Origin of the sequence: Cyanobium sp. BA20m-p-22, assembly GCF_024346275.1 — a bacterium.
Classification (GTDB): domain Bacteria; phylum Cyanobacteriota; class Cyanobacteriia; order PCC-6307; family Cyanobiaceae; genus Cyanobium_A.
In genome coordinates this window covers 1-18,034 of record NZ_JAGQCQ010000034.1, presented here as the reverse complement: position 1 = coordinate 18,034, position 18,034 = coordinate 1, and the positions used below count along the sequence as shown (strand labels likewise).

At 66.6% G+C, this 18,034-nt stretch carries 21 protein-coding genes; 12 read left to right on the top strand and 9 right to left on the bottom strand.

Annotated features, from left to right (window positions below; translation table 11 throughout):
- Positions 1–544, bottom strand: a 544-nt coding sequence (locus KBZ15_RS04785) for a hypothetical protein (protein ID WP_255013799.1), incomplete at its 3' end; no start/stop codon positions are given.
- On the opposite strand from KBZ15_RS04785, the gene KBZ15_RS04780 reads away from it, so the two are divergent.
- On the top strand, positions 543–1,013 hold the full coding sequence (locus tag KBZ15_RS04780; protein ID WP_255013797.1) for an NUDIX hydrolase: 471 nt from the start codon (positions 543–545) through the stop codon (positions 1,011–1,013). The two genes, KBZ15_RS04785 and KBZ15_RS04780, sit on opposite strands and share 2 nt — an antisense overlap.
- A gap of 13 nt (positions 1,014–1,026) precedes the next feature.
- Here the strand turns inward: KBZ15_RS04780 and KBZ15_RS04775 are convergent, their stop codons facing one another.
- Positions 1,027–1,821: a prohibitin family protein gene (locus tag KBZ15_RS04775; protein ID WP_396123402.1), complete on the bottom strand. Its 795-nt coding sequence runs from the start codon at positions 1,819–1,821 to the stop codon at positions 1,027–1,029.
- Between the two features lie 138 nt (positions 1,822–1,959).
- On the opposite strand from KBZ15_RS04775, the gene KBZ15_RS04770 reads away from it, so the two are divergent.
- Positions 1,960–2,379 carry a hypothetical protein gene (locus KBZ15_RS04770; RefSeq protein ID WP_255013793.1) on the top strand — a complete coding sequence of 140 codons (420 nt, stop codon included), beginning with the start codon at positions 1,960–1,962 and terminating at the stop codon, positions 2,377–2,379.
- A gap of 21 nt (positions 2,380–2,400) precedes the next feature.
- On the opposite strand, the gene KBZ15_RS04765 is transcribed toward KBZ15_RS04770, so the two are convergent.
- Entirely contained in the window at positions 2,401–3,261 is an 861-nt protein-coding gene (locus KBZ15_RS04765) for a carbohydrate ABC transporter permease (RefSeq protein ID WP_255013791.1), read from the bottom strand.
- A gap of 8 nt (positions 3,262–3,269) precedes the next feature.
- A complete protein-coding gene (locus tag KBZ15_RS04760; RefSeq protein WP_255013789.1) occupies positions 3,270–4,913 on the bottom strand; it encodes a 2-isopropylmalate synthase in 1,644 nt (547 codons plus the stop codon).
- 118 nt (positions 4,914–5,031) lie between these two features.
- Here KBZ15_RS04760 and KBZ15_RS04755 point away from each other — a divergent pair, with 118 nt between their 5' ends.
- A complete protein-coding gene (locus KBZ15_RS04755) occupies positions 5,032–6,600 on the top strand; it encodes a glycoside hydrolase family 57 protein (protein WP_255013788.1) in 1,569 nt (522 codons plus the stop codon).
- A 20-nt stretch (positions 6,601–6,620) separates the two neighbouring features.
- Here KBZ15_RS04755 and crtL read toward each other — a convergent pair whose 3' ends face one another.
- Genes crtL through gyrA form a run of 4 tightly spaced genes read right to left on the bottom strand, consistent with a single transcriptional unit; the run spans position 6,621 to position 11,410 of the window.
- Positions 6,621–7,970, bottom strand: a complete 1,350-nt coding sequence (gene crtL, locus KBZ15_RS04750) for a lycopene beta cyclase (RefSeq protein ID WP_255013786.1) — start codon at positions 7,968–7,970, stop codon at positions 6,621–6,623.
- 6 nt (positions 7,971–7,976) lie between these two features.
- A complete protein-coding gene (locus tag KBZ15_RS04745; protein ID WP_255013785.1) occupies positions 7,977–8,456 on the bottom strand; it encodes a GNAT family N-acetyltransferase in 480 nt (159 codons plus the stop codon).
- A complete protein-coding gene (locus tag KBZ15_RS18510) occupies positions 8,449–8,721 on the bottom strand; it encodes a DUF1778 domain-containing protein (RefSeq protein WP_255013784.1) in 273 nt (90 codons plus the stop codon). The genes KBZ15_RS04745 and KBZ15_RS18510 overlap by 8 nt, the downstream gene beginning before the upstream one ends.
- 55 nt (positions 8,722–8,776) lie before the next feature.
- Positions 8,777–11,410, bottom strand: coding sequence for a DNA gyrase subunit A (gene gyrA / locus KBZ15_RS04735; RefSeq protein ID WP_255013783.1), 2,634 nt, complete (start codon positions 11,408–11,410; stop codon positions 8,777–8,779).
- A gap of 72 nt (positions 11,411–11,482) precedes the next feature.
- Here gyrA and KBZ15_RS04730 point away from each other — a divergent pair, with 72 nt between their 5' ends.
- The 7 genes from KBZ15_RS04730 (at position 11,483) to rsmD (ending at position 17,207) form a co-directional block, all read left to right on the top strand.
- Positions 11,483–12,694, top strand: a complete 1,212-nt coding sequence (locus tag KBZ15_RS04730) for a homocysteine biosynthesis protein (RefSeq protein ID WP_255013782.1) — start codon at positions 11,483–11,485, stop codon at positions 12,692–12,694.
- A 67-nt stretch (positions 12,695–12,761) separates the two neighbouring features.
- The gene (locus KBZ15_RS04725) at positions 12,762–13,238 is read left to right on the top strand and encodes a CAAD domain-containing protein (RefSeq protein WP_255013780.1); all 477 of its coding nucleotides are present in this window, start codon (positions 12,762–12,764) and stop codon (positions 13,236–13,238) included.
- Positions 13,239–13,305: 67 nt separating this feature from the next.
- On the top strand, positions 13,306–14,469 hold the full coding sequence (locus KBZ15_RS04720) for a GuaB3 family IMP dehydrogenase-related protein (protein WP_255013802.1): 1,164 nt from the start codon (positions 13,306–13,308) through the stop codon (positions 14,467–14,469).
- A 185-nt stretch (positions 14,470–14,654) separates the two neighbouring features.
- Positions 14,655–14,978: a thioredoxin gene (gene trxA / locus KBZ15_RS04715; protein WP_254930097.1), complete on the top strand. Its 324-nt coding sequence runs from the start codon at positions 14,655–14,657 to the stop codon at positions 14,976–14,978.
- A gap of 92 nt (positions 14,979–15,070) precedes the next feature.
- Entirely contained in the window at positions 15,071–16,039 is a 969-nt protein-coding gene (locus tag KBZ15_RS04710) for a TIGR00730 family Rossman fold protein (protein ID WP_255013778.1), read from the top strand.
- Positions 16,036–16,659, top strand: a complete 624-nt coding sequence (gene hisH, locus KBZ15_RS04705; protein ID WP_255013776.1) for an imidazole glycerol phosphate synthase subunit HisH — start codon at positions 16,036–16,038, stop codon at positions 16,657–16,659. The genes KBZ15_RS04710 and hisH overlap by 4 nt, the downstream gene beginning before the upstream one ends.
- Positions 16,656–17,207, top strand: coding sequence for a 16S rRNA (guanine(966)-N(2))-methyltransferase RsmD (gene rsmD / locus KBZ15_RS04700; protein WP_255013775.1), 552 nt, complete (start codon positions 16,656–16,658; stop codon positions 17,205–17,207). The genes hisH and rsmD overlap by 4 nt, the downstream gene beginning before the upstream one ends.
- An 18-nt stretch (positions 17,208–17,225) precedes the next feature.
- On the opposite strand, the gene petG is transcribed toward rsmD, so the two are convergent.
- The gene (gene petG / locus KBZ15_RS04695; protein ID WP_094559756.1) at positions 17,226–17,336 is read right to left on the bottom strand and encodes a cytochrome b6-f complex subunit V; all 111 of its coding nucleotides are present in this window, start codon (positions 17,334–17,336) and stop codon (positions 17,226–17,228) included.
- Positions 17,337–17,411: 75 nt separating this feature from the next.
- Here petG and KBZ15_RS04690 point away from each other — a divergent pair, with 75 nt between their 5' ends.
- Both KBZ15_RS04690 and KBZ15_RS04685 read left to right on the top strand, forming a co-directional pair.
- On the top strand, positions 17,412–17,828 hold the full coding sequence (locus KBZ15_RS04690; protein ID WP_396123401.1) for a c-type cytochrome: 417 nt from the start codon (positions 17,412–17,414) through the stop codon (positions 17,826–17,828).
- A partial coding sequence (locus KBZ15_RS04685) for a TrmH family RNA methyltransferase (RefSeq protein ID WP_315859849.1) occupies positions 17,825–18,034 on the top strand: 210 nt, incomplete at its 3' end. The genes KBZ15_RS04690 and KBZ15_RS04685, both read left to right, overlap by 4 nt.

The following is an 18,034-nucleotide window of genomic DNA, read 5'->3' as shown; positions in this document are numbered from 1 at the left end:
AGGCGCCGGTGAGGCTGGCGTTTTCCCAGGTGGTGCTGGCGCAGCTGTCCCCGGAGATGCGGCCTGGGGGCACGCCGAGCTCAAGGAGGCGCTGGGCCGTGGCCGGCGTGTCCCCAGAAACGTATATCTGTTGCACCCGGCCCTGGCCCAGCAGGCGCGCCGCCTGGGCGGTGGTGGCCGCAGCGATGTCCGGGCCCCGGCCCACCAGCACGGCCAAGGCCGGCCCTGAGGATGGGCGATGGGGCGGCGGCAACTGGCTGTCGAGCCAGTAGCTGAGCCCGGCGGTGGTCAGCGGGCTGTAGAGCAGGGATGCGAGCAGCACGGCCAGGCCCGGGAGCAGGGCCCGCCAGGCCCAGCCGAGGCGGGCCGTGACACAGAGCACCAGAACCAGACTCGCCACCAGAGGCAGCAGCATGGCTGGGGTGGTGAGCAGCTGCAGCAGGGAGTCCCGCAGCGAGAACCAGGCGGTCGGCCCCACTGGGCAGGTGGTCCAATCGACGGCGGACGGCAGCATGGTGGGCATAAAGACGGTGGATATGGGCATGCGGTCCCTGCTGAAGCGAGCCGTTGCCCGGCTGCATCTCTACCGACTGGCCGCCGGGTTGTATGAAACCTATCGGCTGGTGGCTAAACCCCACACCCACGGGGCCCTGGTGGCCATCTGGTGGCAAGGGCGAGTGTTGCTGGTGGAAACCAGCTATCGCAGGGAGTTGTCGTTGCCCGGCGGCGGAATCGAAGCCGGGGAGACGCCGCTGCAGGCGGCGATACGGGAGCTGGAGGAGGAAGTGGCGATCCAGGTGGCGGCGCAGGAGCTCCAGGATCCCTGGCAACTCACCGAAATGTCGGCGGGCGGGCAGAACACGGTGACGATCTTTGCCTGGCATCCAAACCGCCAGCCGAAGGTCATGGTCGATGGCCTGGAGATCAAGAGCTGCCATTGGCTCAGGCCCGAGGAGGCCCTTGCTAGAGCGCTCCCCAAACACCTGCGCACCTATCTGCAAAGAGCCAACTGAGGCCAGCTCGCTTTTACGGGCGGCGAGAGTTGACGATCACCGGGGTGCCGCCACCAGCAGTACCAGGCAGGGCCGGCACCACGGAGGTCTGGCCATCCCACTTGTCGAGGAAGAGCTTGTAGAGCACCTGGTCATCGAGGCTGGAATTCAGGGTCTCGTAGCGCTTTGCCTCCTGCTCGGCGATCAGCACTTCGGTCTGGGCCCGCAGCAACTGCTGCTCGGCGATCTGCTTCTGCTCGATGGCGGCGCGATACTCCTCGGCGATCTGCAGGCCGGTGAGGTCGAGGCCCTGCACGCTCACGTAGTCAAATTTGCGCAGCTCGTCGGCCACCTTTTCCTGCACCAGCTCAGAGATGGAGTTCCACTCCGTGGCGATGGTCACCAGTTCGTACTGGGAGAACACCGATTTGAGGGCCTTGAGCAGGGAGGGCTGGATCACCCGCGGATAAATTTGTTGGTCGTCGGTGGCGATTGTTTCGTAGACACGGCCCGCCTCGGCTGGCTTCATGGCGTACTTCACCGTGGCAGTGGCCTGGATCACCTGGAGGTCCTTGGTGAGGGTTGAGAACTGCTCCGGCCGCACCTGGGTGCGCACATCAAACAGGGAGGTGCTCTGGGCCAGGGGAATCTTGAGGTTGGCCCCTGGCTGCCGCGGTTGTCCGGTGACCTTGCCGAGGGTTGTGACAACGGCCACGTTCCCGGCCGGCACTATGAATACCGTCTGCGAAAGCAGCACCAATCCCCCCAGGATGGCTGCGAAGATCAATTGCCAGAGTCCGCCGAAGCCGTTGTCTGCGCCTGAGCGCATGGGAGATTGCATCGGAAGACTGAATCCTTGGGGATCCGCCGACCCTAGGCGTTCTGCCCAGGCAGCCAGCCCCCCACCAATGCCTGACAAACGCCAGCCGGCCCGCCAGGATCGAACCACAATCAGCTGCCAGCCTTGATGACTCCAGCCCCCGACAACTCCGCAGCCAACGGCACACCCCTGGCCTGGGTTCCCTGGCTCCAGGCCGGAGTGACCGCCATGCTCCTGGTGCTGTTCGTGGTGATGGTGGGCAAAACCCGGCAACAGAGCGCTGCCATTCGCCAGCTTCAGGAGCAGGTGCAAGGTCTTGAGAACGCCAGGGCCCTTGAGCGCACCGCTGGGCTCGAGCAGCAGCTGCGCACCACGGTGGAGCGGCTGCAGGTGGTGGAACGCAACAGTGCTCGCATCGATGCCTTGAGCAGCGCGAACGCCAACCTCTCTCAGGAGCTGCGCAGGCTGCGCGGCAACCAGGCCACCGAAGCCGCTCCCGCCCCCCTGAGCGACGAACCACCCCTGGCGCCGTTGCCGCCCCTCAAGCCGGCCACACCAGCCAATTGAGCCTTAACCCCTATTTCCAAGTCAGCCCTTCACCGCATCGCCGCTGGCACTTGGCAGGATGTATTGCTGGAGCCCGATGAACAGCACCAGCACCGGCAGGATCGAAATCACTGAGCCTGCGGCCACCAGGCGCCAGTCGAGGGAAAAACTGCTGGCCAGCTGCTGCAGGCCCAGGGGCAGGGTGTAGAGCTCGGGTTCATCGAGGATCACCAGGGGCCAGAGGAAATCGCTCCAGGTGCCGATGAATACGAACATCGCCAGGGTGATCAGGTCGGCCCGGGCCGCCGGAATCATCACGTTCCACCACTCCCCCAGGGGCGTGCAACCGTCACAGCGGGCCGCCTCCTCCAGCTCCACCGGCACCCCCAGGAAGCTCTGACGCAGCATGTAAATACCAAAGGCCGTAGCCGCCTGGGGAATGATTAGGGCCCAGAGGGTGTTGCGCAGCCCGATCTGCACCATCAGCAGGTAGAGGGGAATCATCACCACCTGGAAGGGGATCAGGATCGTGGCCACCACCAGGGCCAGCACCAGGCCCCGCCCCTTGAAGCGCATCCGCGCCAGGGGGTAGGCCGCCAGGGAGCAGAAGAGCAGATTTGCCAGCACGGCCAGGGCGCTGACGATGGTGCTGTTGAGCAGGTAGGTGAGGATCGGGTTCTCACCGAACAGGCGCGTGTAGGCCTCCAGGCTGGGCTGGGCTGGCAGCAGGGCCGGCGGGCTGGTGAAGATGTTTTCAGCAGGACCCTTGAGCGAGGTGCTCACCAGCCAGAGCAGGGGCACCAGCATGGCCAGGGCCACCAGCAACAGCAGGATCAGCTGGGCGGCGGCCGCCAGCGGCAGGTTGCGGGTCCTGGGCTGGCGGGGGTGCAGGGGTACGGGCATGGGCTGGTTCAAACCCTGGGTCGATCGGCCAGGGGCAAGTCAGCCAGGGCGGGCAGCGGTGCTTTCTGGGGGTGCAAGGGCTGGTGCTGGGCCCCGGCCAGCAGCCGATTTAGGGCATTGACAAAGGCCTGGGCCGCGGCCACCACGATGTCGGTGTCGGCGGAGTGGCCTGAATACAGCACCCCCTGATGGCGCAGGCGAATCGTCACATCGCCCATGGCATCGATGCCTTCGGTCACCGATTTCACCGAAAACTCCACAAGCTCATTGGGCACCTGGGCCAGGCGATTGAGCGCCTGGCACACCGCATCCACCGGCCCGGTGCCGATCGCAGCCTCGCTGAGTTCGGCGCCATCGGCCGTCACCAGGGTGACGGTGGCTGTGGGCTGCAAGCCAGTGCCGCAGCTCACCTGCACGCTCTTGAGGGTGTAGCTGCCGTTGTCCTGCTGCTGCACCTGCTCGCTGACGATCGCCTCGAGATCCCGGTCGCCGATCTCACGCTTGCGGTCGGCAAGCTCCTTGAAGCGGGCGAAGGCGTCGTCGAGGTCGTGGCGCTCCAGGCTGTAGCCCAGCTCCTCGAGCCGGGCCCGGAAGGCGCTGCGGCCGCTCAACTTGCCCAGGGAGATGCGGTTGTCGGCCAAACCGACGGTGCGGGCGTCGATGATCTCGTAGGTGAGGCGATGCTTGAGCACGCCGTCCTGGTGGATGCCCGATTCATGGGCGAAGGCGTTGGCGCCCACGATCGCCTTGTTGGGCTGCACCGCCATGCCGGTGAGGTTGCTCACCAGCCGCGAGGTCTTGGTGATCTCTTCGGTGCGCACCCCCGTGATCGGCTCGGTGCTCGCGGCGGGTCGGCCCAGAAAAGGGTTGAAGTAGCTGCGGCGCACGTGCAGGGCCATCACCAGCTCCTCGAGCGAGGCATTGCCGGCCCGCTCGCCGATGCCATTGATGGTGCATTCGAGTTGGCGGGCGCCATTCTTGACGGCTTCGAGGAAGTTGGCCACCGCCAGGCCCAGGTCGTTGTGGCCATGCACCGAGATCACGGCCTGGTCAATGTTGGGCACGCTGGCGTTGATGCCGGCGATCAGCGCGCCGAATTCCGCCGGTGTGGCATACCCCACCGTGTCGGGGATGTTGATGGTGGTGGCCCCGGCACTGATCGCCGCCTCGATCACCTGGTGCATGAACTCCGGATCGCTGCGGCCGGCGTCCTCGCAGGAAAACTCCACATCCTCAACCAGGGAGCGGGCGTAGGCCACCATTTCGGCGGTGATCGCAAGCACCTCAGCGCGACTCTTGCGCAGCTTGTACTCCAGGTGAATGTCGCTGGTGGCCAGAAAGGTGTGGATGCGCCGCTTCGCGGCGGGCGCCACCGCGTCGGCGCAGGCCTTGATGTCGCCGGCCGCCGCCCGGGCCAGGCCGCAGATAGTGGGCCCATCAGGGGTGCCGACCGTGGCGGCAATGCGCTGCACGGCGTTGAAGTCACCCGGGCTGGCAAAGGGGAAGCCGGCCTCGATGATGTCGACGTTCAACCTGGCCAGCTGCTGGGCGATCGCCAGTTTTTCCTCGAGGTTCAAGCTGGCGCCGGGCGACTGCTCGCCATCGCGCAAGGTGGTGTCGAAGATCAGTACGCGGCCGGGGTCGCGGGCCATAACTACGCCTCTAGGCGGAATGACTATGAGTTAGCCCCACTCTAGGCGGGCGCCTGCCCTGCGGCCGCGGCAGAGCCAAAGGGGGTTGCGCCTAAAGTGATAAGACCGCTGGATGGTCATGGCCGCAGGCGATCTGGCCCTCGTCCTTCACGCCCATCTCCCCTACGTTCGCTCGAACGAACCTGGGTCGCTGGAGGAAGACTGGTATTTCCAGGCACTCCAGGAGTGCTACCTACCCCTATTAGCGGTGTTGGAGGCCGCCGCCGCCAACCGGCTCCAGCGCCCCCGACTCACCCTCGGCCTCTCGCCCACCCTGTTGTCGCTCCTGGCAGATCGCCAGCTCAACGCTCGCTTTTTGCCCTGGATTGCCGTGCGGCAGGAGTTGCTGCTACAGGCACCGGAGGGTCTCGAGGCGGCCGCCGCCCACCTGGGCCAACAACTGGCCGCGGTGGTGAGCCAGTGGAATCAGATCGGGGCTGAGCTGATCCCACGCTTCCAGCGGCTGCAGCAACTGGGTGTGCTCGACCTGATCACCTGTGGCGCCACCCACGGCTACCTGCCCCTGCTGCGCCAGGTGCCTGAGGCGGTGCGGGCCCAGCTGGTGACGGCTGTACGGGAACATGAACGCCTGCTCGGGCAGCGCCCCCTGGGGATCTGGCTGCCGGAGTGCGCCTACTACGAGGGCCTAGACGAGCAGCTGGTGGCCTGCGGCCTGCGCTATTCGGTGCTCGATGGCCACGGGCTGCTGCATGCCCTGCCGCGGCCCCGCTACGGGGTGTTTGCGCCGATCTGCTCGCCGGCGGGGGCGGCCTTCTTCGGCCGCGACAGCAGCGCCACCCTGCCGGTGTGGAGCGCCCGCGAGGGCTATCCAGGCGACGGCGCCTACCGGGAATTCCACCGGGACCTGGGCTGGGACCTGCCCGAAGCCGAACTCACCGGCCACGGCATCCGCAGCCGCCGGCCCCTGGGCCTGAAACTGCACCGGGTAACGGCCCAGGGCTGCCCGCTCGAACAAAAACAGCCCTACGAGCCCGCGGTCGCAGCCGAGCGGATCGAGCACCATGCCGCCGCCTACCTGGAGGGCCGGGCCGAGGAGCTCACCGGCCTGGCGAGCTCGATGGAGCGCCGGCCCCTGCTGGTGGCTCCCTTCGACGCCGAACTGTTCGGCCACTGGTGGTTTGAGGGTCCCCAATTCCTGGCCGCCCTGTTCCGTCAAGCGGAAAGCGCGGGGGTGCGCCTGGTGACTCTGCGGGAAGCCCTCAGCGGCGACGAGCCGCTGCAGGTATGCCGCCCCTCCCCCAGCAGCTGGGGCCAGGGGGGGTACCACGACTACTGGCTAAACGACACCAACGCCTGGGTGGTGGCCGAATGGCAACGGGCCTCCCAGGCAATGGTGCGACGGGTGCAGCAGGGCGTTGGCAGCGAGGCCCAGCGCGGCCTGCTGACCCAGGCCGGCAGGGAGCTACTGCTGGCCCAGAGCTCCGACTGGAGCTTCATCCTGCGGGCAGGCACCACCACCGAACTGGCCAAGGAGCGGATCGAGCGTCACCTCGATCGCTTCTGGCGCCTGATCGATGCGATCGACAACGGCACCGAGCTGCCAGCGCAATGGCTCAAAGCGATCAGCATCGAAGATGGGCTCTTCCCCCTGCTGAACGCGGCCGACTGGGTGCCGATGCGGAGCTGATGCGCGCACTCACGGCCCCATCACAGCCCGGCCGGCCACAGCAACCGCATCCCCAGCGCCCACTCCCGCCCCCGCTGGGCCATCAGAGCGGCCTTCACGCTCCAGGGCGCCGAAGCAAACAGGCGCACCATCGCCGCCAGCAGTTCGGGCACCGTGGCCGTGTTTGCCAAAAAGCCATACCACTGCTCATTGGGCAGGGAGAAGAAGGTGGCGAAGTGGGCCCGCAGCTGGGGTTCGGGGTAGCGCATCAGCTTCTCCAGCCCAAACTGATAGAGGGCGTGCTTTCGGCGTAGCTCAAGGGGCCAGAGCGCCTGCCAGCCCGCCTGGGCCAGACGGGCTGAACCGGCCTGCGGCTCGGCCCGCAGCAGCGCCGCCACCGCCGCTGCCACCGCCGGCGCGCGTCGCAGCAGCGAGCCCACCATGTAGCCCGAGGCTGGGTGGACCATCGAGGCCGCCCCGCCAAAGCCGAGCACCGGCTGCTGCAAATCCGGCAAAGGCAGGTTCATCGGAAACAGGCAGAACTCCTCGTGCTCCACCTCCAGCACGGCGACGCCGCGATGGGCTAGCCGCCGCTCTAGGCGCTGCTTGAGCGTGGCGTAGGGCACCGGTGGCGCCAGGGCCAGGGAGGTCTCCTCCACAAAGAAGCGTCCCTCGCCCAGGTCCATGGCATAGAGAAAGGTGGGGGGCTCGGCCCGCTCAGCCGCACTGAGGTGATCGCAGCGGTAGTCCATCAGCACGAATTGGCCGGCCTCCACCGGTGGCGCTGAAAAGCGGCCCGTGATCCCGTAGGCCGCCTGACCTGCCACCGGGCCTGCGTCAGGCCGTTGCACAAACACCGGCTGATGGCCGGTGGCATCCACCAGCAGACGGGTGCGCAGGCGGCTGCCGTCAGCGCAGCGCAGCACGGTCATGCCGCATCCAGAGTTATCTTCAGCAGAACTTGCCCCGCCTCCACAATCTGGCTCCAGCTCGAAGTCCGTGGCCTGTCCCTGCAGGATGGCCACGCCGCCGCGGGCGCAGGCCTCCAGCCATTGCCCCTGCAGGGCCGAGCGGTTGAACAGGCCGTAGTCGCGCCGGTGCTGCGTGGCCTGGTTGGCCGGGTCGGCCGGATCGGCTGCGCCGCTGCCGAAGTAGCTCAGCGTGTTGCTCCAGCGGTGCTCCAGCAGGTGGCCCAGGCCGAGGGCGTCCACCTCCTCTCCCCAGATGCCGTAGGTGTTCGGCCAGGGGGCGCGGGCATCGTGGGGGGCCAGCAGCGCCACCGCCAGGCCCTGCTCAGCCAGGGCGGCGGCGATACACAGGGCTGCGGGCCCCCCCCCCAGCACCACCACCGTCACATCAGTGGGCATCAAGGCGGAACGGAGAAAGCTCATGCTGCATCACAGGGGCAAATAGAGGCTTCGTGGTGTGTCCTGAAAAGAACGAAAACCATGGTGCGCATAGAACGCTGCAGCTGCGGGAGTCTTGGCATCGACGACTAGGGCATAGCCTCCGACCGAGCGCTTGGCGTTGAGGCACCGCTGCACGGCCAAGCCCAGCAACAGGGGGCCGAGACCATTCCCGTGCCAGCGCTGATCCCGGGCCAGCCGTCCGATTCGAAAACAGGGCACCGGATAGGGAGGCAGTGGCTTGGCATCGCCAGGCTGCAGATCGGCCAACGTGACCTCCGCCGGTGCCAGCGTGTAGAACCCCGCAATCTCCGCAGGAGCATCTGGCGGGACGAGCACGAACGTCTGGCTCACACCACGGCGCATGTTTTGGTGCGCCTGCTGTTTCAGAAAGCGATCGAGGGCAGGCTCACCACAAGAGAACGCCTTGCGGTTGTGACGGATGGGGTCGAGCTGCTGCTCCTCAAACACGGCTCACGCGTGTGCGGGCCCGCTCCAACGCATCCCGTAGGGCCGCATTCGGCTCAAACGTTTGAGCTATGGCCGCATGAAAGGCCTTGAAATCCCGTTGAGACAGGGTGATCTGCTGATCGCGCTCAATGGCTTCAGTGGCACGCTGCTTGGCCGCCAAGCGCACAAAAGCAGCCATGGTCACCCCTTCGATGGCAGCCGCCTGGGCAAAGAGCTGCTTGTCTGCAGCGCTGAGCTTGAGATCCAGGCGCTCATCGACGGCCACGACTTCACAGCTAACCGGGTGAATTGATAATACGGCAAAAAGCCGTATTCGCTTTTCACTCTTCAGTGGTGATGACGACGGCTTCCCCAGGCTCGGTGGGGGCGGCCTCTTCCTCCTCCGGCGCCGGCGGCACCAGCACCACCTCGGTGAGCCGGTCGCCGGCATCCAGCTTCTGCAGGCGCACGCCGGTGGCGGCGCGGGACTGCTGGGGAATGGCATCGGCCTGGGTGCGCACGATCACCCCCTTCTCGCTCACCAGCAGCAGCTCCTCACCGGCGCCGAGCACCTTCAGCCCCACCAACACATCGCCCTTATGGCGAAACTTGATCGCCCGCAGGCCCATGCCAGCGCGCTTCTGCAGCCGGAATTGATCCACCGGCACCCGCTTGCCCAGGCCGCTGGCGGCAGCCACCAGCACCCAGGGACCCTCGCTGGGGGCCACCTCTTCAGCCTCGTCATCAGGGGTGTCATCCCCTACGGAGGCGCTGGCCACCTGGTCGGCCAGCTCGGCGGGCAGCACATCCATGCTCACCAGCTGGTCGCCGGGGCGCAGGTTCATGGCACGCACGCCGCGGGCCGTGCGGCCCAGGGGACGCAGCTCCTCATCGGTGAGCCGGAAGTGGATCGTCATGCCGTTGCGCGATCCGATCAGGATGCTGTCGCCGGGCAGGGCCAGCCGCACCCAGGTGAGGGCATCGCCCTCCACCAGATCGATGGCAATCAAGCCATTGGAGCGAATGTTGGCGAAGGTCGAGAGGCGGGTTCGCTTGATCGTGCCGCCACTGGTGAGCATCACCAGCACGGCGTCTTCAGCAAATTCACTCACCGCCAGCAGCGAGGTGATCTGCTCCTCGCGGGGGATCGGCAGCATCTGCACGATCGGGGTGCCCTTGGCGGCCCGGCTGCAGATCGGCACCCGGTAGGCGGGCACGGTGTAAACGACACCCCGATCAGAAAACAGCAGCAGGTTGTCGTGGTCGTTGCAGCTGATAAAGAGCCGCACCGCCTCTTCACCCTGGGTCTTGGTGCCGGCCTTGCCGCGGGTGCCGCGGCTGGTGGCTTCAAATTCGCTCACGGGCATCCGCTTGAGGTAGCCGTTCTCCGTGAGCAGCACCACCGAGCGTTCGTTGGCGATCAGATCGATGTCTTCGAGGCCGCCTTCGAGGTCGAGGATCTCGGTGCGGCGGGGCGAGTGGTAGCGAGTGCGGATAGCACCGAGCTCTTCGGTGATGATCGTGAGTACGCGCTCGCGATTGGCCAGGATGTCTTTGTAGTCGGCAATCTTGGCGACTAAATCCTCATGCTCAAGGCGGATCTTGTCGGCCTCGAGGGCCGTCAGTCGCCGCAGCTGCATCTGCAGGATGGCGTCGGCCTGGATCTCACTGAGGCCGTGGCGCTCCTGCAGCTGCACGCGGGCCGTGGCCGCATCGGAGGCAGCCCGGATAAGGGCAATGATCGGATCGAGTTGATCTAGGGCCAGCAGCAGGCCCAGCAAGATGTGGTCGCGCTCCTCGGCTTTGCGCAGGAAGTAGCGGGTGCGCCGCTCGATCGTCTCGATGCGGAAGTCGAGAAACACCTGCAGCATCTTGCGCAGGGTGAGCAGCACCGGCTCTGACTTCACCAGCGCCAACATGTAGGCGCTAAAATTATTTTGCAGTGGCGTGAGTTTGAACAGGTTGTTGAGCACCACCTGGGGGTAGGCGTCCCGCCGCAGTTCGATCACGATCCGCATGCCGTCCCGGTCGGATTCATCGCGGATATCAGAGATCCCCTCCAGTTTCTTGTCGTTAACCAGCTCGGCGATCCGCTCAATCAGCGAGGCCTTGTTGGTTTGGAAGGGCAATTCGGTGATGATCACCGCATCCCGGTCGGGGCGGCCCTTCACCTCCAGCGTTTCAACTGAGGCGACGCCCCGCATGGTCACTGAACCGCGACCGGTGGTGTAGGTGTCACGGATACCGCGGCGACCCAGGATCTGGCCTCCCGTGGGGAAGTCGGGCCCCGGGATGATCGCCATCAACTGCAGATCGTCGATGTCGGGGTTGGCGATCAGCGCCAGGGTGCCGTCGATCAGCTCGGTGAGGTTGTGGGGTGGGATGTTGGTCGCCATGCCCACGGCGATGCCGGTGGAGCCGTTGAGCAGCAGCTGCGGAATCCGCGCCGGCATCACGGTGGGCTCCTGCTGGGAGCCGTCAAAGTTGTCGGCGAAGTCGACCGTCTCGGCCTCGATGTCGTCGAGCAGGCTGTCGGTGGTGAGCGCCTGCAACCGCGATTCGGTGTAGCGCATGGCGGCCGGGGGATCACCATCCACCGAGCCGAAGTTGCCGTGCCCGTTGACCAGGGGCATGCGCATGTTGAAGTCCTGGGCCATCCGCACCAGGGCGTCGTACACCGCCGTGTCGCCGTGGGGGTGGTACTTGCCGAGCACTTCACCCACCACCCTGGCGCATTTGCGGTAAGGGCGGTCACTGGTCAGACCCAGCTCATACATCGCGTAGAGAATGCGCCGGTGCACCGGCTTGAGACCATCGCGGGCATCGGGCAGGGCCCGGCCCACGATCACACTCATCGCATACTCCAAATAGGAGCGCGACATTTCATTGCGCAGATCGGTCTGGATGATCCGCGAATTGCCGCTACCGCCGGACTCCCCCGGTGAATCAGCACCGGGTCCGCTGGGGTCCGCCATGGATGACCGCATTGATCAAAAGACAGTTTATCGAACCTCCGGGGGATTGCCCGGATCCCGCCCAATGGCGCCATGACCGCCCCTGAATTCCCACCCCATTCGCTGCCCCAATCCCTGCCGAAATCCCAGCTGCAGTGCCCGCCGCGCCAGGAGGGCGAGCTGCGCCAGCGGCAGGAGCAAGGCGAGCTGCGGGTGCGGGTCGCCGCCGAATATCGCGACCTGGTGCGAGAGGTGGGCCTGGCCGAGGCCTATGCCGCCACCGATGTGGTGGTGGCGGCCGATGCGGGCTTCATGGATCAGGGCTGCCTGGTCTTGAGCCTCGGCCCCACCGATCCGCCGATCCGCCTGCGCACCGGCCTCCTGGCGGGCGTGCCCGGGCTGACCGGCTGCGGCAGTGGCGAGCTGGTGTTACCGATCGGCGGCGGCCTGGGGGAGGGGGCCGCCCTGAGCGGCGCCCAGCTGCTCAGGGCCCTGCTGGAGGGCCAATCGCTGCCGTTCAATGCCAGCGGTGAGGCCACCCCACTGCACCCCCGCCGGGAACTGCACACCGAGCTCAGCCTCGAGCAGATCGGCGCGGGCCGGTTGCTGCTGCACCGGGCCATCAGCGAAAATGGGGTAGTGGCGGTCAACCGGGCCGAAGGTCCCTGCCCGAGCCCCTACGGCACCCTGCTGGGAAAGGCCGCAAATGCCCTTTACAACTGCGGCGGCGCTGGCAGCATTGGCCTCACCATGCCCGGGCTCTCCCTGCTGGGGCCCGGCTCACCGGTGCTGGTGGGAGGTGGACTGGGTTGGGTGGTTGGGGCGGGCAGCGGCCACCAGCCGGGCTGCAAGCGCCAGGCCAGCGGCCATGCCCGCACCCCAGGGGCCGCCGCCGCGGTCAGCGTCGACCTGCACGACCTGCGGCCGGAATGGGTACGTCCCTGTTTTTTTGAAGGCCATGGCAGCGCCCTGCTGGTGGCAATCGCGGCGCCGGTGCCCCTGGTCAACGCCAGGGTGGCGCTTCAGGCGGCCACCGGTCCTGAGCAGCTGGAGGTCCCGGTGCTCGACCTCTCGGTGCCCCGCCGGGTCAAACCGAAGCTGGCCTCCGTCACCTACGCCGAGCTACTCAGCGGCGAGATCAGCTTGAAGGGGCAGCCCGTGGCCTGCGCCCCCTCCCACAGCCCGCGGCTGGCGGCCGCGATTGCAGAGGCCCTGGTGGGGGCCCTGTGCTGCGGCGAATTCCCCCTGAGGTTGCCCGCCGCAGCGCTGAGTTCGCGGGCCAGCCTGCTACCGATAGAGGCCTAGCTGGTGGCGGGACGCCCAGCGGCCGTAAACTTGGGCCATGGCTGAATCCACCCATAACCCTGCCCCCGTGAACGCAACCCCTGAAAACGGGAATGGGGGCCCAGACCCCGAACAAGCTCCCGAACAAGCTCCCGAGCCGAGCGTGGCGACCACCTTGAGTGTGGAAGCCAGTGCCGCCCCGCTCCTTGCCCAGGCAGAGCCTGGTGGCGATGGACCCAACAGCGGCGAAGGGGGCGAATGGGAGCTGCTGCTGCAGAAACTGCGCGAATGGCTCAATCAGGGCCAACTCCAGAGTCTCTGGGCCCAGGCGAGCAAGCCAGTCACCCTGCTAGCGGGCCTGGTGGGAGTGCTGCTGGTCTTGAGGATCTATGCCGCCCTGCTTGGGGCCATCGAGAGCCTGCCGCTGGTTCCCGGCCTGCTGGAACTGGCCGGTGTGGTCTGGATGGTGCGCTACGGCGTACCCAAACTGTTGCGCAGCAGCGAGCGCGAGCAACTGCTGGGCGGCCTCAGCAAGCGCTGGAAATCCTTTCGCGGCCAGGGCTGAACCCTGACAAAACCAGGCAATTGGCAGCGCGCCGGTTGATAGCTTGGCCCGAACCCGTAATCTCCAGGTGGATATTCAGCTCGGTCGCTCCCGTACCGTTCGCCGGGCCTACGGCATCGACGAGATCGCCCTGGTGCCGGGGAGTCGCACAGTTGATCCCGCCATAACCGACAGCAGCTGGAGCCTGGGCGGCATCGCTCGGGAGATCCCGATCATCGCCAGTGCCATGGATGGCGTGGTGGATGTGGCGATGGCGGTCGAGCTCAGCCGGCAGGGCGCCCTGGGGGTTCTGAACCTGGAAGGGGTGCAGTGCCGCTACGACGATCCCAATCCCGTGCTGGATCGGATTGCGGCGGTGGGCAATCAGGAGTTCGTGCCGCTGATGCAGGATCTCTACAGCCAGCCAGTGCGCGAAGACCTGATCCGCCAGCGGATCGCCGAGATCAAGGCGGGGGGCGGCATCGCCGCTGTCAGCGCCACCCCGATGGCCGCCCTGAAATTCGGCACGGCGATCGCCGAGGCCGGCGCCGACCTGTTCTTTGTCCAGGCCACGGTGGTGAGTACCGAACACCTCGGCCCCGAAGGCCAGGCCAGCCTGGATCTGGAGGTTCTCTGTCGCACCTTCGGCGTGCCGGTGGTGATCGGCAACTGCGTGACCTACGACGTGGCCCTCAAGCTGATGCGGGCTGGCGCCGCCGGCGTGTTGGTCGGCATCGGCCCGGGAGCCGCCTGCACCAGCCGGGGAGTGCTGGGCATCGGCATCCCCCAGGCCACCGCCGTGGCCGACTGCGCCGCCGCCCGCAACGAATACCTGGCCGAGAGCGGCCGCTACGTGCCGATCGTGGCCGATGGGGGCATCGTCACCGGTGGCGACATCTGCAAGTGTCTTGCCTGCGGCGCCGACGCCGTGATGATCGGCTCTCCCATCGCCCGCGCCAGTGAAGCCCCCGGGCGAGGCTTCCACTGGGGCATGGCCACCCCCAGCCCCCTGCTCCCCCGCGGCACCCGCATCAAGGTGGGCACCACCGGCAGCATCGAGACAATCCTGCGCGGCCCGGCCTGCCTCGACGACGGCACCCAAAACCTGCTGGGCTGCATCCGCACCTCCATGGGCACCCTGGGGGCCCGCACCCTCAAGGAGATGCATGGGGTGGAGGTGGTAGTGGCCCCTTCCCTGCTGACCGAGGGCAAGGTGTATCAGAAGGCCCAGCAGCTCGGCATGGGCAAATAGGGCGCGGGATTAGCGTGAACATGTGCGAGCTTCGGCTCACACACTCCTCACACCCTCCGGCCCGGTGCTTCCGGGCTTTTTGTCTTCCCCCCACCCATCCCAATCCAGCCCTGATAACGGCCTGCAAAGCTGCTGGATGGGTGCCAACAACCTTGCTAGATTCGCAGAACCCTGATCCTGCAAGGATGTCTAGCTCTGCTGCTGTCACTGATGCTTCCTTTGAGCAGGACGTGCTCAAGAGTGACTTGCCCGTGCTGATTGATTTCTGGGCACCCTGGTGCGGACCCTGCCGCATGGTGGCGCCGATCGTCGACGAGATCGCCAGCGAATTCGAGGGCAAAATCAAGGTGTTCAAGCTCAACACCGACGAAAACCCCAACGTCGCCAGCCAGTACGGCATCCGCAGCATCCCGACCCTGATGATCTTCAAGGGCGGCCAGAAGGTAGACACCGTCGTGGGTGCGGTTCCCAAAACCACCCTCTCGGGCACTATTTCCAAATACCTCTGAGCGACCCATCCCGCTTCGGTCAGAGTCCGCTCCAGGCCCTGACCCAGGAACTCGAAAACCACCCCCAACGGCACCTGATTGAGCGATCTCTGGTGTCGTTGTTGCAGATCGGTAGCCGCGAACGCGGCTACCAGGAATGGCGACTGGTCAGTGGGGCCCTCGCTGACATCAGCGAAGCCCTGGAGGTGTTCCAGCCCCACCGGGATACCCGCAAGATCACAGTCTTCGGCTCAGCCCGCACCGTGGCCAGCGATGCCTGCTACGAGCTGGCCGAACAGCTGGCCCGCAGCGCCGTTGAGGCGGGTTTTGAGGTGATGACCGGGGCCGGCGGCGGCATCATGGAAGCCGCCAACAGTGGCGCGGGCTGCGAAGCGAGCATTGGCCTCAATGTGGACCTGCCCTTTGAGCAGCACCCCAACCGCTTTGTCAGCAGCTGCGGCGGCCGACTGCTGCACTTCCGCTATTTCTTCACCCGCAAACTCTTCTTTCTGCGGGAAAGCGATGCCCTGGTGGTTTTACCCGGCGGTTTCGGCACCCTGGATGAATTATTCGAATCACTCACCCTCATCCAGACAGGCCGCACCCCGCCGATTCCCCTGGTGCTGCTAGCCCCCCCAGGCGACGCCTTCTGGAGCGGCTGGCAACGGGATGTCAACCAGGGGCTCGCCGCCCGGGGGCTGATCTCTCCTGAAGACGGTGACCTGCTGATTGAAGCCCACAGCGCTGAAGAGGCGGTGGAGCGCATCAGCCACTTCTACCGCCTGTTCCATTCAGCCCGCCTCGGCGACGACCGCATCGAGCTCCTGCTCAAAGCCCCCCTCCAGGCCGAGCAGCTCGACGACCTCAATCACCGCTTTGACGACCTGGTGGATCAGGGGATGATCCAGGCCAGCGAGACCGTCGACGACCATGGCCTGCTGCGCCCCTGCCTCTACTTCCACTTCAACCGGCGCCGCATCGGCCGGCTCTATCAACTGCTCGAACAGCTCAACGACCTGGCCCTGCCGCCCGACCAGGCATTGGAGCAGCCCGGCCGCCGCAAACCCGCCCCCCAACCATGAGTCGCCTTGGCCTGATCGATTACGGCATGGGCAACCTGCACTCGGTGCAGCGGGGCTTCGAACGTCTGGGCGCTTCAGTGCAGACCGTGCATGGCGCCGAGGAGATGGAGGGCTGCACGGCCCTGGTGCTGCCGGGGGTGGGGGCCTTCGACCCGGCCATGGAGCGGTTGCGCCAGGGGGGCCTGGCCACCGCAATCAGCTCCTGGTGCGCAGCAGGGCGGCCGCTGCTGGGCATCTGCCTTGGCCTCCAGCTGCTATTTGAGGCCAGCGATGAGGGCACAGCTGCCGGCTTGGGCCTGCTCAAGGGTCGGGTGCGGGCCCTGCCGCGTCACCCGGACCAACCGATACCCCACATGGGCTGGGCGCCGCTGATCCCCTCCAGCCCCAGCCCCCTGCTGCCCGCCGACGCCCCCGAGAGCTGGGTGTACTTCGTGCACTCCTATGCCGCCGATCCCAGCGATGGGGCCTGCAACACCGCCCTTGTGGGCTTCGGCGACACCGCCGTCACAGCCGCGGTTTGGCAGGGAGCCATTGGCGCCTGCCAGTTTCACCCGGAGAAATCCGGACCCCACGGAGAGGCCATCCTGCGCCGCTGGCTGGCCTGGCTGGGCCGCCTATGAGCCTGCGGCTGAGCGGTGGTCGCCGTCTGCAGAGTCCACCTGGAAACACCGCCAGGCCCACCAGCTCCCGGGTGCGCCTGGCGGTGATGAACCTCCTGGCGGCAGAGTTGCCCGGCTGTGCCTGGCTGGACCTGTGTAGCGGCAGCGGCGTGATGGCATGCGAGGCCCTGCAAAGGGGGGCCCTGCGGGTTGTGGCGATTGAGCAGGACTGCCGCATCGCCGCCGTCGCCAAGGCCAATCTCGATGCGGTGGGCCTGGGCCTGGGGCCCTCAATGGCCCAGTGGGACGTGCACTGCCGCGAGGTATGCCGCTGGCTCGCAGCCACTAGTCAGGAGGGCTTTGATCTGATCTATGCCGATCCGCCCTACGCCGCGGGGCTCTACCCAGCCATCGCCGCAAAGGTGGCCGCAGGAAGCTGGCTCAGGCCCGGTGGAACCCTGGTATTGGAATGCGCCACCAAGGCCATGCCAGCCATCCCTGATGGCTGGCACCTGGCTGACCAGAGAACCTATGGCAGCACGGGCTTGATACTGCTCAACCAGCCCTAGACTCAGGGCTGGGGGATCTCAGTCGAGCAGGGTGCCGCGGCGATACTGGTTCCAGGCCGCTACAAACAATCCGGCGAGGGTGACTGGTATCAGACCGAGCACAATGCCGCAGAGCAGGGGTTCGATCATGGAGGGGCTACTGCAGCTATCTGAATTCAATTCTTTCACGCCCATGGCCCCAATCGCGAGCCTTCTGCACCAACTGTGACTGGTCCACCCCTACCGCTTGAAGTAGCGCCATCTGAACCCGCCCCAGCGCAGGCCGCCCCGGGCCGCCGCGGCCTGGTGGTTGCCCTGGTGGGCATGGCCGCTGCGGCCTGCATCGTGGCCCTGTTACTGGTGCTGCCGGCAGCCCAGGCCGACCCCTACACCAGCTCCACCCTGGGGCTCAGCGGTTCGGCTGAAAACGGCGGCCTGCTGTTCCGAGTCAACTGTGCCGGCTGCCACGGCATTGCCGGCCAGGGGCTGGTGGGGCCCAACCTGCACGGCGTGGCCGAACGCAAAAATTCGCGCCAGCTGATCCAGCAGGTGGTCAGTGGGCGCACCCCGCCGATGCCCCGATTCCAGCCCGAACCCCAGGCCATGGCAGACCTGCTGGCCTACCTGAACGGTCTGGTGTGAGCAGGCCGAGCGAACTCGTGGTGGTGCTGGTGGAGCCCGCAGGCCCGTTGAATGTGGGCAGCGTCGCCAGGCTCTGCGCCAATTTCGAAGTCGCCGAGCTGCGTCTGGTGGCCCCCCGCTGCGACCACCTGGGCGCAGAGGCCCGGCTCCTGGCGGTGCACGGGGCCTGGGTGCTCGAGCAGGCCCGCCTCTTCCCCAGCCTGGCC

What these genes read in the sequence shown, in the direction of transcription:
- KBZ15_RS04780 (WP_255013797.1), top strand. Translation starts at nt 543, where the DNA reads ATGCGGTCCCTGCTGAAGCGAGCCGTTGCCCGGCTGCATCTCTACCGA.
- KBZ15_RS04775 (WP_396123402.1), bottom strand. Translation starts at nt 1,821, where the DNA reads ATGCGCTCAGGCGCAGACAACGGCTTCGGCGGACTCTGGCAATTGATC.
- KBZ15_RS04770 (WP_255013793.1), top strand. Translation starts at nt 1,960, where the DNA reads ATGACTCCAGCCCCCGACAACTCCGCAGCCAACGGCACACCCCTGGCC.
- KBZ15_RS04765 (WP_255013791.1), bottom strand. Translation starts at nt 3,261, where the DNA reads ATGCCCGTACCCCTGCACCCCCGCCAGCCCAGGACCCGCAACCTGCCG.
- KBZ15_RS04760 (WP_255013789.1), bottom strand. Translation starts at nt 4,913, where the DNA reads ATGGCCCGCGACCCCGGCCGCGTACTGATCTTCGACACCACCTTGCGC.
- KBZ15_RS04755 (WP_255013788.1), top strand. Translation starts at nt 5,032, where the DNA reads ATGGCCGCAGGCGATCTGGCCCTCGTCCTTCACGCCCATCTCCCCTAC.
- crtL (WP_255013786.1), bottom strand. Translation starts at nt 7,970, where the DNA reads ATGAGCTTTCTCCGTTCCGCCTTGATGCCCACTGATGTGACGGTGGTG.
- gyrA (WP_255013783.1), bottom strand. Translation starts at nt 11,410, where the DNA reads ATGGCGGACCCCAGCGGACCCGGTGCTGATTCACCGGGGGAGTCCGGC.
- KBZ15_RS04730 (WP_255013782.1), top strand. Translation starts at nt 11,483, where the DNA reads ATGACCGCCCCTGAATTCCCACCCCATTCGCTGCCCCAATCCCTGCCG.
- trxA (WP_254930097.1), top strand. Translation starts at nt 14,655, where the DNA reads ATGTCTAGCTCTGCTGCTGTCACTGATGCTTCCTTTGAGCAGGACGTG.
- hisH (WP_255013776.1), top strand. Translation starts at nt 16,036, where the DNA reads ATGAGTCGCCTTGGCCTGATCGATTACGGCATGGGCAACCTGCACTCG.
- rsmD (WP_255013775.1), top strand. Translation starts at nt 16,656, where the DNA reads ATGAGCCTGCGGCTGAGCGGTGGTCGCCGTCTGCAGAGTCCACCTGGA.
- petG (WP_094559756.1), bottom strand. Translation starts at nt 17,336, where the DNA reads ATGATCGAACCCCTGCTCTGCGGCATTGTGCTCGGTCTGATACCAGTC.